This window comes from Pantoea sp. XY16 (assembly GCF_025153065.1).
Lineage (GTDB): Bacteria > Pseudomonadota > Gammaproteobacteria > Enterobacterales > Enterobacteriaceae > Pantoea > Pantoea alfalfae.
Genome location: NZ_JANZNP010000005.1, coordinates 310,926 through 324,197, shown reverse-complemented (window position 1 = coordinate 324,197; position 13,272 = coordinate 310,926). Strand labels below are relative to the sequence as shown.

The following is a 13,272-nucleotide window of genomic DNA, read 5'->3' as shown; positions in this document are numbered from 1 at the left end:
GATGATGCACAATGGCAATCGATATGGCGCTGCTGGATGCTGTCGTGGCGGTGGCAAAAGCGGGAGGATTTCGGGAAGCCGCTCGTATTACAGGCAGCAACGCGTCACGCCTGAGCGATGCGGTGCGGCGGGCAGAACAGCAGCTGGGTATCCGACTGTTTCACCGGACGACACGCACGGTAGTATTAACTGAAGCGGGCAGGGCGCTGATGGAACGTCTGTTGCCCGCCATGAATGAAGTTAATGCCGCGCTCGATGCGGTGAATCGCTATCGCAACATGCCAGGCGGCACGCTGCGGCTGAATGTCCCGGTTAGCGCCACCCGGCTGGTCTTGCCCGGGCTGGTACCGGAATTTCTGCGGCGCTATCCCGATATTCAGCTGGAAATCGTGGCTGAGAGCAGCGTGCAGGATGTCTTTCGTGACGGCTGCGACGCCGGGATTCGTTATGAAGAGCGGCTGGAGCAGGATATGGTGGCGATGCCCATTGGCCCCCGTCAGCAGCGGTTCGCGCTGGCCGCCTCTCCGGCTTATCTTGCGGAACATGGCCGACCGGCTCACCCTCGCGATCTGATCCATCATCGTTGTCTGCGTGGCCGTTATGCCAGCGGCATCATGGCTGACTGGACATTCAGCCGCGAAGGGAAAGAGGTCAGCGTTGAAACCCGCGGGCCGCTGGTGGTGACCGTCGGCGGGGCAACGGATCTGGCTGTAGAGGCCGCGATTGCCGGAAGTGGTGTGATCTATCTGTTTGATGAGTGGCTCAGACCGGCCCTGGACAACGGCAGGCTGGAACCGCTACTGCAACCCTGGTGGCTGACCTTTTCCGGTCCGTGGCTTTACTACAACGATCGCCGTCTGATTCCGGCTCCGCTTCAGGCGTTTATCGATTTTGTGCGCGAAATAAATGCGCGCGAAAAACCTGTCAGCTATACCAGCTAAATCCCTGCGGCACCCGTGAAAAACCGGCGTGTCGCAATGCGTTAAGCAGCGGTGACTGCGATACCGCTTTACCATCTACCGTCTCCAGCGTAAAACTTGCGGGCTTTTCACGTTTCAGCGCCACGCCCAGCGCCGCGACTGCGGTCTCAAGCTGTGCGAGGTCGTCGCTGAACGTCAGCAACTCTTTTCCTCCTGGTGCCAGAAAGAGCATCAGCGCGCCGCCGGCGATCACGACCCGCGCGCCCTGACGACGCGTCGGGCGTATGCCGCTGGCATGAAGCGGCCAGCTCAGCATCGCGCCAAACGGATTGGCGGGGTCGAGTGCAGCCAGCGCCACCGCCTCAGTACCACTGGCCGGGGCTTCGGCCAGCGCCCGAAGCTGCTCAATGGTCTGGTGGTCAGCAAACTGCGCACCACCTGACCCGGCAACAAACTGTCCGCGCAGCAGTCGCCCAGCATCTTCCATGCTGCGCAGTACGGGCTGCAATGCCGGAAACCCACCGGGGATCTGCTCTGAAACTGCACTGCCTCGCGTGATCACCCCATAACGATCAAGCAGATTTTCTGCCAGCGAGAGAGCCAGTCGGGCAGGCGCAATTTCCTGCCGGTTAATCTTTGACCAGCGCCCGGCCAGCGTATTGACCGCTGGCCGCCGTGCGGGCAAAGCACCAGGCGTAAAGCGCTGTCCAAAGCGGGTGCGCAGAGTGCGTGCTGGTCGTGAACGCGTCACGCCGGGCGTGGTCAGCAGCCCACGTACCGCAATCCAGCTATCTGCCGTGACATAGCCCCGCCACACCAGTTGCCACAGGGCGTCATAGACGTCGGTGGGTTGTGTCTCTGGTGTGCCCATCTGCGCCATAATCTCATGAACAAACCATGCGCCGCCGCGGCTCAGTGCGTCGAGCATCGCCTGCTGGATTGGCGTAAGAGGGAGTGTGGCGTCTGCCTCCGGCAGCGTCTCAGCAGCGAATTCGGTGAGGTGCAGCGAGATCAGACCATCATTCTGTCCCTGCGCTCTATGTCCGCACCAGATCACCTCGCCACTGGCTAACAGTTCGTCGAGCATCGCAGGCTGATAGTCGGCAATCCTGGCGCGCAGGATTTGTGACTCCCACAGAGAAGCAGGTAATGGCACGCCCGCCAGTTGCTCTATCACCCGCAGCAGCCCGCTGACACCCTGATGCGCGTGGTTAATCAGGCCATGCCGCGTCAGCAACAGGCTGACCCAGGCGGCGGGTGAAACCGGCCGGGTTGCTTCGCGTGCTGATTGCAGTGAACGTAAGCGCAACCTTTTGAAGATCTCTGAGGAAACCCACTCCGTTTCCGATGTGTCCGCTGCCGTATCTGTGTTCAGCAGGCTACCTTGTTGATACAGGCGTAGCAGTACCGCATTCACTACGGCTACACCCAGTCCCAAATGAGTTGCCAACTGTCGGGCGGTGAACAGCGTATGGGTGCGAGCGTAGCGGTTCGCCAGATCGCGTAGTGGATCGGTCTGCGTCTCCAGAAATGTGTCGGGCAGATCGTCAGGCAGCTCAGTGCCCAGCGCATCGCGCAGGCGAGCCGCATCTTCAATTACGGCCCAGCGAGCTTCACCAGCGACCGTCACCGGGATCACGCGCCGGGCGGCAGCAAACTGCGACACGGCTTCTGCGATTTGCTGGTGATTGCCACTGAACCGCGCCGAAATACCGGCAACGGAGAGCGGACCGAGATCGCGCAGCAGATCGATAATGCCTTCGGCGTGCTGTGCCTGATAGCGGGAATCAATGCGCTGCAGTTCCTTTCCGATCTGCTCAACCACGTCAGGTGCCAGCAAATCACGCCTGCTGGTCTGGCCGAGCAGTTCACCCAGCAGATTACTGTCGAGCGCCAGCAGTGAGGCTCGTCGTTCAGCCTGTGGAGCATCGCTGGCGTAGATAAATTCTGCGACATAGCCAAACAACAGTGGAGCGGCGAAAGGAGAGGGCTGTTCGGTCATCACCTCAACCAGCTTTACGTCTCCCTGTGCCAGCTGTTCCATCAGCTGGTGCAGGGCAGGCAGATCGTACACATCCTGCAGGCATTCGCGTGCGGTTTCGATCAGGATAGGGAAATCATCATACTGTCGGGCGACGGCTAGCAACTGACCAGCGCGCAGCCGCTGCTGCCAGAGTGGTGAGCGCTTACCCGGATTGCGCCTCGGCAGCAGCAGTGCGCGAGAGGCACACTCCCGGAAGCGGGCAGCGAACAGTGCTGATTGCCCGACACTCTCCGTAACGTCCTGAGTGAGCTGGTCGGCGTCGAATATAAACAGGTCAGCGCCGGGCAGATGCCCTTCGCTGGCGGGAAAGCGGGCTACGATGCCGTCATCGCTGGCTGCGACGGAAGCATCAATACCCAGGCGGTGCTGGATCCGGGCGGCAATTGCCAGCGCCCACGGCGCATTGACCCGCTTTCCCCATGGCGAGTGCAGAATCACCCGCCAGTCGCCAGTTTCGTCCCGGCAGCGTTCAATCAGTAACGTGCGATCGTCGGGCAGTACGCCGGTCGCGACACGTTGTTCAGCCAGCAAAGCCAGCAGATTTGTCACTGCACGGGCATTCAGCCCCAGCGCGTGCAGCTGCTGTTGCGCAGCATCCGGTGAAGCACTGTTCAGGTGACGCAGAAACATCCCGAGGCTGGCACCTGAATCGGCAGAACGGCCAATGCCCTCACCGCGCCAGAAGGGCAAACGGGCGGGACGGCCTGGCGCGGGAACCACCAGCACCTGATCGTGCGTGATCTGCTGAATGCGCCACGACGTTGCCCCCAGAGTAATGATGTCGTTGACCCGAGACTCATAGACCATCTCTTCATCCAGCTCGCCGACCCGACGAGAGCCCGCCTGCTCTTCGCCTTCGGGCAGGATGACGCTGAACATGCCGCGATCGGGAATGGTACCGCCGCTGGTCACGGCCAGATTCTGAGCACCAGGTCGCGCCGTCAGCAGTCCGCTCTGGCGATCCCATACCAGCTGTGGCCGCAGCTGAGCAAAGGCATCTGACGGAAATTTACCCGCCAGCATATCCAGCGTGGCATTAAACAGCCGACGGGAGAGAGTGCGAAATGGATCGGCCCGGCAGACCTGCGCATACCAATCATCGGCCTGCAAAGGATCCATTGCCACCGCCGCCAGCGTTTGCTGCGCCAGAATATCGAGCGGGTTACGGGGCGGAGCCAGCGCATCGAGGTGACCCGCCCGCATCGACTGTAATATCACGGCTGAATCCAGCAGATCACGCCGGGTGCGGGGAAACAGGATGCCGGTGGAGATGCCGCCAACCTGATGTCCGGCGCGACCCACACGCTGCAGGGCGCTGGCGACTGACAGCGGCGCGCCGACCTGAATCACCAGATCCACCGGCCCCATATCAATGCCCAGTTCCAGGCTGGAGGTCGCCACCACGCAGCGCAGTCTGCCCTGCTTCAGGGCAGCTTCAATCTCGCCTCGCTGCTCTTTTGAGACGGAACCGTGGTGTGATCGGACTATAATTTCGTCGGCGCGCTCTGCATCCCGTTCATCAGCGGTTTGCTTCGCCAGGTAACGCGCATTGAGCCGCGCCGTCAGGTTTTCTGCCAGGCCGCGCGAATTCACAAACACCAGCGTGGCGCGATGGGCCATTACCTGCTGCAGAATGCGCGCTTCGATATGTGGCCAGATCGATCCGCTTGCAGTGCTCGCTTCACCGGTCAGGTCATCGGCGCTGGCAATATCGGTCATATCCTCAACCGGCACTTCGATCGTCAGGTGCAGCGTGCGATCGGCGGCAGGATTAACCACCTGAACCGGCTGACAGCCGCCGAGAAAGGCCGCTACCCGTTCAACCGGTCGCACCGTGGCAGAAAGCCCGATGCGCTGGGCGGGCTGTGGCAGCAGCGCGTCCAGCCGCTCCAGGCTCAGCGCCAGCTGGGAACCGCGCTTTGAACCCGCCACCGCATGCACCTCATCAACAATAACCGTGGTGACGCCCTGTAGCGTGGTGCGTGCTTTGGAAGTCAGCATCAGAAACAGCGATTCGGGTGTGGTGATCAGGATATCGGGCGGGCGACGTAACAACCTGGCGCGCTCCGCGCTGGGGGTATCACCGGATCGCATCCCGATATTCAGCGTGATTTCTGGCTCATTCAGCGCCTGCCGCTCGGCGTAAACGCCTGTCAGCGGCAGATTCAGGTTGCGCTGCACGTCGGCTGCCAGCGCTTTGACCGGTGAAATATAGAGAATGCGGGTGGTCGTTTCGCGTGTGGGAGCAGGCTGGTCAGTTCTGACCTGAAACAGCGTGTCGATGGCAGTCAAAAAGGCCGCCAGTGTTTTTCCGGAACCGGTAGGCGCGATCACCAGCGCATGCTCTCCACTGGCAATCGCCTGCCAGGCCGCCTTTTGCACCGGCGTCGGCGCAGCAAAGGCAGCAGAAAACCAGCGTCGGATGGCGGGTGAAAAACGGGCCAGGACCGTATCAGACTTGGATTTCGACATCATACTCACGGCATCGCGCAGTGACTGCGCCTGGAATTAATCCGTTGAGTGTAAGTGAAAATCGCCGTTTGTGGATGACGCGGCCGATCTCTGGCCGCATCAGTGGTGTTTAAGAACAGGCCGTGCCAGCTAAAGCGCGACCTCTGACCGCCAGGAGTGACACCAGCGCCAGCATAATAATGGTCATGCCATAGAGCCAGGCGGTGTTGGTCAGCCCGATATGGGGTGCGGCAATACCGGCCGCAATCGCGGGCAGGGCAAAGGCGAGATAGCTTTTGATCAAAAAAGCGGAGAACAACCCGGCCCGTTCATGACTCTCTGCTAACGGCATAATGATCTTCAGCACGCTGGAGAAAATCGATCCAAACCCCTGACCCGCAATGGCGGTGCCGATATAGAGCAGGGCCACGCTGTGCAGGGAAAGGCCTGTCAGTGTGACACCGACACCCGCCATCAGCATAAGGGTTCCAATAACTAATGCCCGCGCGGGCGGCAACGGACGAAAGAGTAATACGGCTGCCGTTGCACTTAGCATCAGCGTTGCCACAATCGAGCCGCCGATAAACGGCGATGTCAGGCCGGTTGCATTTGCCACCATCGTGGGCATCAGTGACAGATAAAATCCGCCCAGCATCCATGTTGCGATGTTCACCGGCGTCACCTTCAGCAACGGACCCAGTGCGCGTCGCGGAATGCTGACCTGAGGCCGCAGCGCGGCCAGTACCCCAGGCTGAGGCGCAATCGTTTCAGGTATCAGTGGCAGAAGCGCCATCGCGACTATCATCAGCACCATCAGCAGCGCGTAAACCGTGACCGTAGGGAAAGGGGCAAAGCTAACCAGAATGCCACCTGTCAGCGTGCCGAGCGTCATCCCGAGAAACGCGGTGAACGAATTGAGCAGGGGTCCTCGGGTTTTACTGGCGTCAATCAGGCTGGCACCGAAGGTCGGCAGTGCAATACCCGTAGCAAAGCCCTGTACCAGTCGGGCGGCAATCAGGGTTGGGGCCGAACTGGCCACCATAAAGATCATCAGCGCGACCACGTTAATCGCCAGTGCCAGCAGCATCAGCGGACGTCGGCCAGTATAATCCGACACTTTACCCACCGTCAGCAGCGCGGCCAGCAACGCGAAAGCATAAGCACCAAAGATCAGCGTCAGCATGGTCGGCGTCAGATGAAACAGGCTGCGATAAAGCGGGTAGAGCGGCGTTGGCGCACTGCTGGTGGCTGAGATCAGCGCCGCACCGGTAAAGCTAAAAAGCGTGGTGCGGGTAGCCGCCTGCGCTGTCAGGATGGGGTTCATGGGAGTCGCCTTAATGCAAAGGATTAGCTTTTAATAAGGTATACGGTGATTCTGAGCTTAATGCAATATCTTTGCTTTAACGTTTATTGCGATGTGACTTAGTGTCACCTTAAGCTAAGCTATGTGTTACTAAGTTACACACCGGAGGACGCATGGCATCAACAAAACTTCGTCAGCAGGGCGGAGCTGTCGTGCTGACTATCCCCGGTGAGATTGCTGCCAGAGCAGGCTGGACCGTCGGCATTGAGCTGGACGTGACCACTGAGGGCGAATCCGTGAATATAGTGCCGGTTACGCGTGTACCACGCGGACGCCGGACCGTTGCTCAGTTGCTGGCCGGTATTGATCAGCTTGAAATCCAGAGTTATAACGACGAGGCCGTCGACGGACTGAATGACGCGCCGCAGGGAAGGGAGCATATCTGATGGTTTCAAGGAGGGTGCCGCAGAAGGGCGAAATCTGGCACGTTAATGGTGATCCGGTTGAAGGGCGTGAGTTTAAAGGGCCGCATTATTATCTTGTTATCTCTCAGCGCGAGTTAGTTGCAGCTCTGGGGACGGCAGTTTGTGTGCCGGTAACAAGCGGCGGCGTTGCGTCGCGCTCACAGGGAGTCACTGTGTTTCTGGACGGTAACAGCACAGATACCGGCAAGGTGACCGGCGTGGCGCTGTGTTATCAGGTGCGTTCGCTTGACCTGACAGCGAGTAAGGCAAGCTATGCTGCCAGGGTAGAGCCATATGTTATGGATGAAATATTGTCTCTGGTTATAGACCTTATCGACCCGCGATAAATAAAACTCTGCGACAGCAAGATTTTAATAAATTACTGATTTATTCAATCCGGGAAGGCATACAGGCCTCATTTAAACTGTAAGTGTGTGACCTGATGAAAGCGTCATAGCCACTAAAGCGTGATGCTCCTCAATTGCCTCCTTCGCCTGTGTTTTTTCTCGTCAGGCCATTGTCCTTTATTCTTCTCTGTCTCTTTCCTGCAACGTGTTTTTATGTGCTCTGCGGGTTGTCTATCAATACTGTTTCGACCAGTCTCACTGTTAAAAACAATCATGGAGCCAGATGATGAAGATAGCTGAGATCGATCATATCCATCTTTATGTTGAAAATATTGAGCAGGCAGAGCAATGGTATAACGAAATCCTGGGCTTTTCCCGCGATGATGCACTGTACTTCTGGTTTGAGCAGGGCGGTCCACTTGTCATCAGGAATAACAGTGCATCCCTCTCTCTTTTCCTCAGAAAATCCCAGCCACCTGGTCACACGGTAGCTTTCGGGGTGGCCGCGTCATCCTTTAACGAACTCCTGCCTGTACTCAGTAAGAATAAAATCCCTTTCAGCGTCAGTGACCACGACGTGTCGATGTCCGTCTATTTCAGCGATCTCAGTGATAATAAGATTGAAGTGACCTCTTACGACTACCTTCAGGCAAAGCAGATACTGGAGAGCATTGCGTAACACTCTCGCAAGGGCAGGATCGGCTGGTCACCAACGGCGATCAGTAAAGCGAGTTCTTTAATCGCTCTGGCAGCGCTTTGTCATAGGCATCGCCATCGATTTCCGCAATCTGTTTCAGAATCGAGCCGGTGCTGGGCAGCGACTGCCGCGCAATCTGCGTTTCAGCATTCCATAACCCGGAGCGGATAATCGCCCGGCTGCACTGAAAGAAAACGCTCTCCACGTGGATGCGCAGCACGGTTTTGGGCTGCTGATTGTTGACCGCAAAGCGCTCAAGCAGCGCCGGGTCGGTACTGATCGCCGCCGTACCGTTCACACGTAGCGTTTCGCCGATGCCGGGGATGAGAAAAAGTAGCGCAACCCGATTGTCATTTAAAATATTACGCAGGCTGTCGATGCGATTATTGCCACGTCTGTCCGGCAGCAGCAGGGTGTAATCATCTTCGATTTCGATAAATCCGGCCGGATCGCCGCGCGGTGAAACATCCAGCCCCTCCGGTCCCGATGTTGCCAGCGCCACAAAAGGCGAGGCGGCTATAAACGGACGATAGGCGGGATGAATATGATCGGTCACCTTAGCCACAGAAGGCCGGGCGACAGTGCCGTAAAGACGTTCAAGTTCGGTCAGTTCCGTCACTAAGCTGTTCTGTTCAGGCATGTTTGCACTTTCCTTTTATTGATCAGATCCTCAGGACGCTGACGATAAGACACCACAGATCCGACGCGCAGGTTTAACCAGGACTTTAACACCAATAACTGCAGAGTCAGAGCCACTGCGTCGTCCTTTGTGATCACTATTCACTGTGATCCGTCAATCCCGGCTAGACAGAAAGGGATTACCGGGCCAGACCTGTTAAACCCAGGTGTTGGTATCAGAACAACCTGCTGATATAAAGGATTAACCTGATCAGTATCCAAAAGGAGCAAAGGATGTTTTGGGAATCAGAGCGGTTGCTCTACAGATTTACCCTTCGTGAGGATCTTGACGACCTTTTCAGAATTTATGGCGACCCGGAAACGCATAAATTTAACCCGCGAGGCCCGTGGCCTGACAGGGAATATGCTGTTCAGGCCATGGAGCGCATACAGGATAGCTACCGGAATCAGGGTTTCGGCGACTGGACAATATTCAAGAAAGCCCATCCGGAAAAAATTATCGGCTTTGGTGGCGTCTTCAGAAGCCAGTTTGACGGCCGTCAGACTAATAATCTCGGCTACCGGTTTGAGCCAGATGCCTGGGGTAAAGGATATGCCACTGAGCTTTCACGCAGAGCCATTCGCTACGGATTTGAGGAGGCCGGACTCAGCGTCATCACGGGCGTGGTGCGTGAAAACCATCTGGCTTCGCGCCGGGTGCTGGAAAAAGCAGGCTTAACGTTTTTGAAAAAGGTTAACGATCTCGAAGGGCTGCCTCCCAGCCTGATGTATGCCCTCAGCCGACGTGAATGGCTTGACGCTGGTAACGCGCTTAACGTCTGATTTCCTCTTTGCCAGTCGGGCGCAGTTTTGTCTGCGTCCTCTTACTGCCTTAAACCTCTGAGAAACCCTCTCTTATCCCGCGATTACTTTCCTGCTCACTGGATTACCTTAACCGCCTTAATTAGGGGAGGATTTATGGATATTCGTACGATTTTTATTTCAGCGGTAATGGCAGTCAGTTTGTTGTGGATAGGCGCATCAGACAACCGTTCGTCTCATTTCAGCGGAGAGCCAGTCAAAGCAGGCCTGAGTAAACTTCAGCCCTGAGTGTCACACGCCCAATAGCACACTTTAGCGCCTGCTCAGCCAGAGATGCGGTACACTGCCGCTATCTGTTAATGCAACATCGTTGCGTTAACCAAAACGTTGACGCTGAAAAAGCAGGAGAACGAGATGGCGAGGGAGATGATTCGGCAGGGTGGGCGCAGCGCCCGTATTCAGGCGGAAGTGCATGATACCGTTAACCGGCTACTGGAAACGCGGGATCGTTCCGCCATTACCGTACCGATGATCGCCGAACAGGCAGGTGTAACACCCTCCACGATTTATCGACGCTGGGGCGATCTGGCCCAGTTGCTGGCGGATGTGGCCGTGGCGAGGATGCGACCGATTGCCGATCCGGAAGATACCGGCTCGATGATCGGCGATCTCACCGCGTTCCTTCAGCAGTATGCTGAAGAGATGTCCTCGAAAGTGGGTCGTGAACTGCTTGCCGATGTGATTGGCAGTCATGCTGAAGCGGCCAGCCATAAATGCTGTGGATTCACCTATCAGCATCTTGAAACCCTGAATAACCGGGCCATCGCGCGCGACGAAGCGGGTTTTGACGTTGATCGCCTCGTCGATGTCGCTGTCGCGCCCGTGATGTTCCACATACTGTTTGGTGATCGTGACGTTTCAGCGGAATACTGTTCGTTGCTGATTCAGCAGGCATTTTAACTCAGCCCTGAACGTAGGGCAGGGCGGCTTCGGTGATCAGGTGCTGCAACAGCGCACGAGCGGGATCGTCACTCTGGTCTGAGCGGGCCAGCGCAATACCCAGATGGCCAGGCTGCGGCAGTCGCTGTGATTCTGTCACCAGCCCCTCCGGCAACCCCGCGCGGGTGCGCAGGGTGATACCCAGCCCGGCCTGCAGCGCGGCCCAGATGCCGCTAAGACTGTGACTGGTAAACACCACGCGCCACGGAATGCCTGCCTTATCCAGCGCCCCGGTAGCGCGGGATCGCATCACACAAGGCGCCTCAAATGCCACCAGCGGCAGCGGTTCGCCACGCTGCAGAATCCCCGCCAGATCAAATGCCGGATGCTGTATCCAGACTAACGGACACTGACCGATCACCTGCGTGCCGGATTGCTGTTCCGCCTGCCACAGGAGCGCTAAATCCAGCTCATGACGAGCCAGTGCCGTTAAGATCGCCAGATTTCTGTCGACGCGAGCGGTCAGCATCACGCCCGGATGCTGCCGGTTAAACGCGCCGAGAATGGCAGGCATCAGCGCCTCGCCAAAATCCTCCTGCATGCCGATGCGAATTTCGCCCTGCAATGCTTCGCCTTTCACGGCCCGCAAGGTCTCATCGTTCAGTGACAACAGACGTCTTGCGTAACTCATCAACTGCTCGCCACTGCGGGTTAATTGCAGATGCCGCCCTTTTTTCATCACCAGCGCGGTACCGCATTGCTGCTCGAGTTTTTTAAGCTGCGCACTGACGGCTGAGGTTGACCGGCAGAGGTGCTGTGCCGCAAGAGCAAAGCTGCCCGCATCAATACCCGCCACGAAACTGCGCAGCGCATCCATATCGAGCGATTCGGGTACTTTGTTCATCATTGTCCTTAAAATGAGGATAGTGGATGCTGATTAATTTGATTTTCAGGATTAACGGACTGAGTGACACTCTCTCTGACCAACGAGGAGCGTGCAATGAAAAAATCACTGGATCGGGAAACACTGGCGCAGCGCGCGCCAAAACTGGCTGAACTGACGCAGCAGGTGCTGTTTGATGATATCTGGCAGCGCGGCCTGCTGTCATCACGTGAGCGCAGCCTGCTGACGCTGGCAACCCTAACTGCGCTGGGGCGCGTCCAGCAGTTGCCGTGGCACATTAACTACGCCCGGCAAAATGGACTGACGCTGGATGAACTGGTGGAGAGCTTCACGCATCTGGCATTTTATGCAGGCTGGCCTGCTGCCGTTACCGCGCTGAGCTATCTGGAGGATAATCACTGATGCCCTTCACCCGGATCACCTTGCGGCAAGGTTACAGCGATGCAGATCTTCATCTTCTCTCCACGCTGCTGCAGCAGGCGCTGGTCGCAGAATTTGACGTTCCAGAGCAGGACTGTTTTCAGATCATTGAGATGCTGCCTGGCTCTCAGCGTGTGTTTGATCGCCGTTATCTCAGCGGAGGCCGCAGCGAAAATTTCGTGCTGTTTCAGGTGACGGCAGGCCGTTCGCGTTCCCGGCAACAGAAGCAACGCTTTTATCACGCACTTTGCGCGGCACTTCAGACAAAGATGGCAATCGATCCTGATGATGTGATGATCATCATTCAGTTTAACAGCACCGAAGAGTGGAGCTTTAGCGGCGGCCGGATGCTGGCACAGGCGGCGTTATGATTATCATGCACTATCGCTTTACGCTGCCCGCTGACTATGACATGGGCATCATCGAACAGCGCATCAGTCTGAACGGAGCCCGGCTGGATGGCTTTCCAGGGCTGGTGGCAAAAGCGTATCTTTACGCCTGCCGTGAGGATGGAGTACTCAATGAAAATCGCTATGCGCCGCTCTATTTCTGGCGGGAGGCGAGTGGCATGCAGCGTTTCCTGCAAAGCCCGGGCTTTGCGACGCTGGTCAGGGATTTTGGCTGGCCGATCATCGAAAGCTGGCTGGCGTTTGAGGAACCGACTTTCACCACTAATCTGGCTGAAGCCCGTTTTATGACACTAAACCGCTGGACGATTTCGCCACATACGAACCTGGCAGCACTGCCGGTGAAAGCAGGCTTCAGCGCCTGGGATGTGACCCGCTGGCAGGGATTAACGGTTAACGCATCTCAGCAGCGACCAGCGTCCGGTCCGGAGGTCTATCGCATCGGTTATCTGGCGCGAGGCGCTGCCGCTGCAGATCTGCGGCTGTAGCAGCGGCGTTGATGCGGAGTGCCATTCAGAGGGCAAAAATGGCTTCAATCTCTATGCGCAGGTCAGCGGAGAACAGTCCGCTGACCTGTACCAGCGAGCTGGCGGGCAGATGTTCGCCGTAGTTGCGATAAAGCACTTCCCGCAGCGCGGTGATCTCTGTGAAAGAGGTGATAAATATCGTGACTTTCAGCAGCGCTGCGAGCGACGTATTCTCAGCTACGGCAACTGCCCTGAGTTGATCAAAAATGGCTTCTGCCTGTTCAACCATATCTCCCTGCTGAGCCGCCGTACCGAAAGCGGTCAGCCCTGAGACATACAGCGTCTCGCCATGTTTCACTGCGTGGACATAAGGCGCTTTTACTTCGTCCAGTTGCGGATAATTTTTGCGTTCTGGCAGGGTCATATTTTCTCCTTCATCATGTGAATCATCAGACATTACTCTCCGCCA

The 13,272-nt window shown here is 57.2% G+C and carries 15 protein-coding genes; 10 read left to right on the top strand and 5 right to left on the bottom strand.

Annotated elements, in window-relative coordinates:
- The first annotated feature begins 11 nt into the window (after window positions 1-11).
- On the top strand, window positions 12-941 hold the full coding sequence (locus tag N1689_RS09315) for a LysR family transcriptional regulator (protein WP_260058670.1): 930 nt from the start codon (window positions 12-14) through the stop codon (window positions 939-941).
- On the opposite strand, the gene N1689_RS09310 is transcribed toward N1689_RS09315, so the two are convergent.
- On the bottom strand, window positions 925-5,439 hold the full coding sequence (locus N1689_RS09310; protein WP_260058668.1) for an ATP-dependent helicase: 4,515 nt from the start codon (window positions 5,437-5,439) through the stop codon (window positions 925-927). The genes N1689_RS09315 and N1689_RS09310 overlap by 17 nt on opposite strands.
- A gap of 106 nt (window positions 5,440-5,545) precedes the next feature.
- Complete coding sequence (locus N1689_RS09305) at window positions 5,546-6,739, bottom strand: MFS transporter (protein WP_222925628.1); 1,194 nt, start codon at window positions 6,737-6,739, stop codon at window positions 5,546-5,548.
- A gap of 152 nt (window positions 6,740-6,891) precedes the next feature.
- On the opposite strand from N1689_RS09305, the gene N1689_RS09300 reads away from it, so the two are divergent.
- From N1689_RS09300 to N1689_RS09290, 3 genes are all read left to right on the top strand, one after another.
- A complete protein-coding gene (locus tag N1689_RS09300) occupies window positions 6,892-7,164 on the top strand; it encodes an antitoxin (protein WP_260058666.1) in 273 nt (90 codons plus the stop codon).
- A complete protein-coding gene (locus N1689_RS09295) occupies window positions 7,164-7,529 on the top strand; it encodes a type II toxin-antitoxin system PemK/MazF family toxin (protein WP_253417922.1) in 366 nt (121 codons plus the stop codon). The genes N1689_RS09300 and N1689_RS09295 overlap by 1 nt, the downstream gene beginning before the upstream one ends.
- 286 nt (window positions 7,530-7,815) lie before the next feature.
- Window positions 7,816-8,208, top strand: coding sequence for a VOC family protein (locus tag N1689_RS09290; protein WP_253418323.1), 393 nt, complete (start codon window positions 7,816-7,818; stop codon window positions 8,206-8,208).
- Window positions 8,209-8,248: 40 nt separating this feature from the next.
- On the opposite strand, the gene N1689_RS09285 is transcribed toward N1689_RS09290, so the two are convergent.
- Complete coding sequence (locus N1689_RS09285; protein WP_222925626.1) at window positions 8,249-8,866, bottom strand: pyridoxamine 5'-phosphate oxidase family protein; 618 nt, start codon at window positions 8,864-8,866, stop codon at window positions 8,249-8,251.
- A 272-nt stretch (window positions 8,867-9,138) separates the two neighbouring features.
- On the opposite strand from N1689_RS09285, the gene N1689_RS09280 reads away from it, so the two are divergent.
- The 3 genes from N1689_RS09280 (at window position 9,139) to N1689_RS09270 (ending at window position 10,626) form a co-directional block, all read left to right on the top strand.
- Window positions 9,139-9,687 carry a GNAT family N-acetyltransferase gene (locus N1689_RS09280; RefSeq protein WP_260058664.1) on the top strand — a complete coding sequence of 183 codons (549 nt, stop codon included), beginning with the start codon at window positions 9,139-9,141 and terminating at the stop codon, window positions 9,685-9,687.
- A 135-nt stretch (window positions 9,688-9,822) separates the two neighbouring features.
- Window positions 9,823-9,954 (top strand): hypothetical protein, encoded by a 132-nt coding sequence (locus N1689_RS09275; RefSeq protein WP_255467310.1) that lies wholly within the window; start codon window positions 9,823-9,825, stop codon window positions 9,952-9,954.
- A 126-nt stretch (window positions 9,955-10,080) separates the two neighbouring features.
- Window positions 10,081-10,626 (top strand): TetR/AcrR family transcriptional regulator, encoded by a 546-nt coding sequence (locus tag N1689_RS09270; protein ID WP_253417926.1) that lies wholly within the window; start codon window positions 10,081-10,083, stop codon window positions 10,624-10,626.
- A gap of 1 nt (window position 10,627) precedes the next feature.
- Here the strand turns inward: N1689_RS09270 and N1689_RS09265 are convergent, their stop codons facing one another.
- Window positions 10,628-11,509 carry a LysR substrate-binding domain-containing protein gene (locus N1689_RS09265; RefSeq protein WP_260058663.1) on the bottom strand — a complete coding sequence of 294 codons (882 nt, stop codon included), beginning with the start codon at window positions 11,507-11,509 and terminating at the stop codon, window positions 10,628-10,630.
- A 96-nt stretch (window positions 11,510-11,605) separates the two neighbouring features.
- Here N1689_RS09265 and N1689_RS09260 point away from each other — a divergent pair, with 96 nt between their 5' ends.
- Genes N1689_RS09260 through N1689_RS09250 form a run of 3 tightly spaced genes read left to right on the top strand, consistent with a single transcriptional unit; the run spans window position 11,606 to window position 12,824 of the window.
- Window positions 11,606-11,911, top strand: coding sequence for a carboxymuconolactone decarboxylase family protein (locus N1689_RS09260; protein WP_161736861.1), 306 nt, complete (start codon window positions 11,606-11,608; stop codon window positions 11,909-11,911).
- Entirely contained in the window at window positions 11,911-12,300 is a 390-nt protein-coding gene (locus N1689_RS09255; protein WP_260058662.1) for a tautomerase family protein, read from the top strand. The genes N1689_RS09260 and N1689_RS09255 overlap by 1 nt, the downstream gene beginning before the upstream one ends.
- A complete protein-coding gene (locus N1689_RS09250; RefSeq protein ID WP_260058661.1) occupies window positions 12,297-12,824 on the top strand; it encodes a DUF4865 family protein in 528 nt (175 codons plus the stop codon). The genes N1689_RS09255 and N1689_RS09250 overlap by 4 nt, the downstream gene beginning before the upstream one ends.
- Before the next feature lie 25 nt (window positions 12,825-12,849).
- On the opposite strand, the gene N1689_RS09245 is transcribed toward N1689_RS09250, so the two are convergent.
- Window positions 12,850-13,227, bottom strand: coding sequence for a RidA family protein (locus tag N1689_RS09245; RefSeq protein ID WP_161736867.1), 378 nt, complete (start codon window positions 13,225-13,227; stop codon window positions 12,850-12,852).
- Window positions 13,228-13,272 lie beyond the last annotated feature (45 nt).

Excerpts from the sequence above, each read along its gene's own strand:
- N1689_RS09315 (WP_260058670.1), top strand. The coding sequence starts at position 12 with ATGGCAATCGATATGGCGCTGCTGGATGCTGTCGTGGCGGTGGCAAAA.
- N1689_RS09275 (WP_255467310.1), top strand. The coding sequence starts at position 9,823 with ATGGATATTCGTACGATTTTTATTTCAGCGGTAATGGCAGTCAGTTTG.
- N1689_RS09300 (WP_260058666.1), top strand. The coding sequence starts at position 6,892 with ATGGCATCAACAAAACTTCGTCAGCAGGGCGGAGCTGTCGTGCTGACT.
- N1689_RS09245 (WP_161736867.1), bottom strand. The coding sequence starts at position 13,227 with ATGACCCTGCCAGAACGCAAAAATTATCCGCAACTGGACGAAGTAAAA.
- N1689_RS09260 (WP_161736861.1), top strand. The coding sequence starts at position 11,606 with ATGAAAAAATCACTGGATCGGGAAACACTGGCGCAGCGCGCGCCAAAA.
- N1689_RS09280 (WP_260058664.1), top strand. The coding sequence starts at position 9,139 with ATGTTTTGGGAATCAGAGCGGTTGCTCTACAGATTTACCCTTCGTGAG.
- N1689_RS09270 (WP_253417926.1), top strand. The coding sequence starts at position 10,081 with ATGGCGAGGGAGATGATTCGGCAGGGTGGGCGCAGCGCCCGTATTCAG.
- N1689_RS09250 (WP_260058661.1), top strand. The coding sequence starts at position 12,297 with ATGATTATCATGCACTATCGCTTTACGCTGCCCGCTGACTATGACATG.
- N1689_RS09295 (WP_253417922.1), top strand. The coding sequence starts at position 7,164 with ATGGTTTCAAGGAGGGTGCCGCAGAAGGGCGAAATCTGGCACGTTAAT.
- N1689_RS09265 (WP_260058663.1), bottom strand. The coding sequence starts at position 11,509 with ATGAACAAAGTACCCGAATCGCTCGATATGGATGCGCTGCGCAGTTTC.
- N1689_RS09255 (WP_260058662.1), top strand. The coding sequence starts at position 11,911 with ATGCCCTTCACCCGGATCACCTTGCGGCAAGGTTACAGCGATGCAGAT.
- N1689_RS09310 (WP_260058668.1), bottom strand. The coding sequence starts at position 5,439 with ATGATGTCGAAATCCAAGTCTGATACGGTCCTGGCCCGTTTTTCACCC.
- N1689_RS09305 (WP_222925628.1), bottom strand. The coding sequence starts at position 6,739 with ATGAACCCCATCCTGACAGCGCAGGCGGCTACCCGCACCACGCTTTTT.
- N1689_RS09285 (WP_222925626.1), bottom strand. The coding sequence starts at position 8,866 with ATGCCTGAACAGAACAGCTTAGTGACGGAACTGACCGAACTTGAACGT.
- N1689_RS09290 (WP_253418323.1), top strand. The coding sequence starts at position 7,816 with ATGAAGATAGCTGAGATCGATCATATCCATCTTTATGTTGAAAATATT.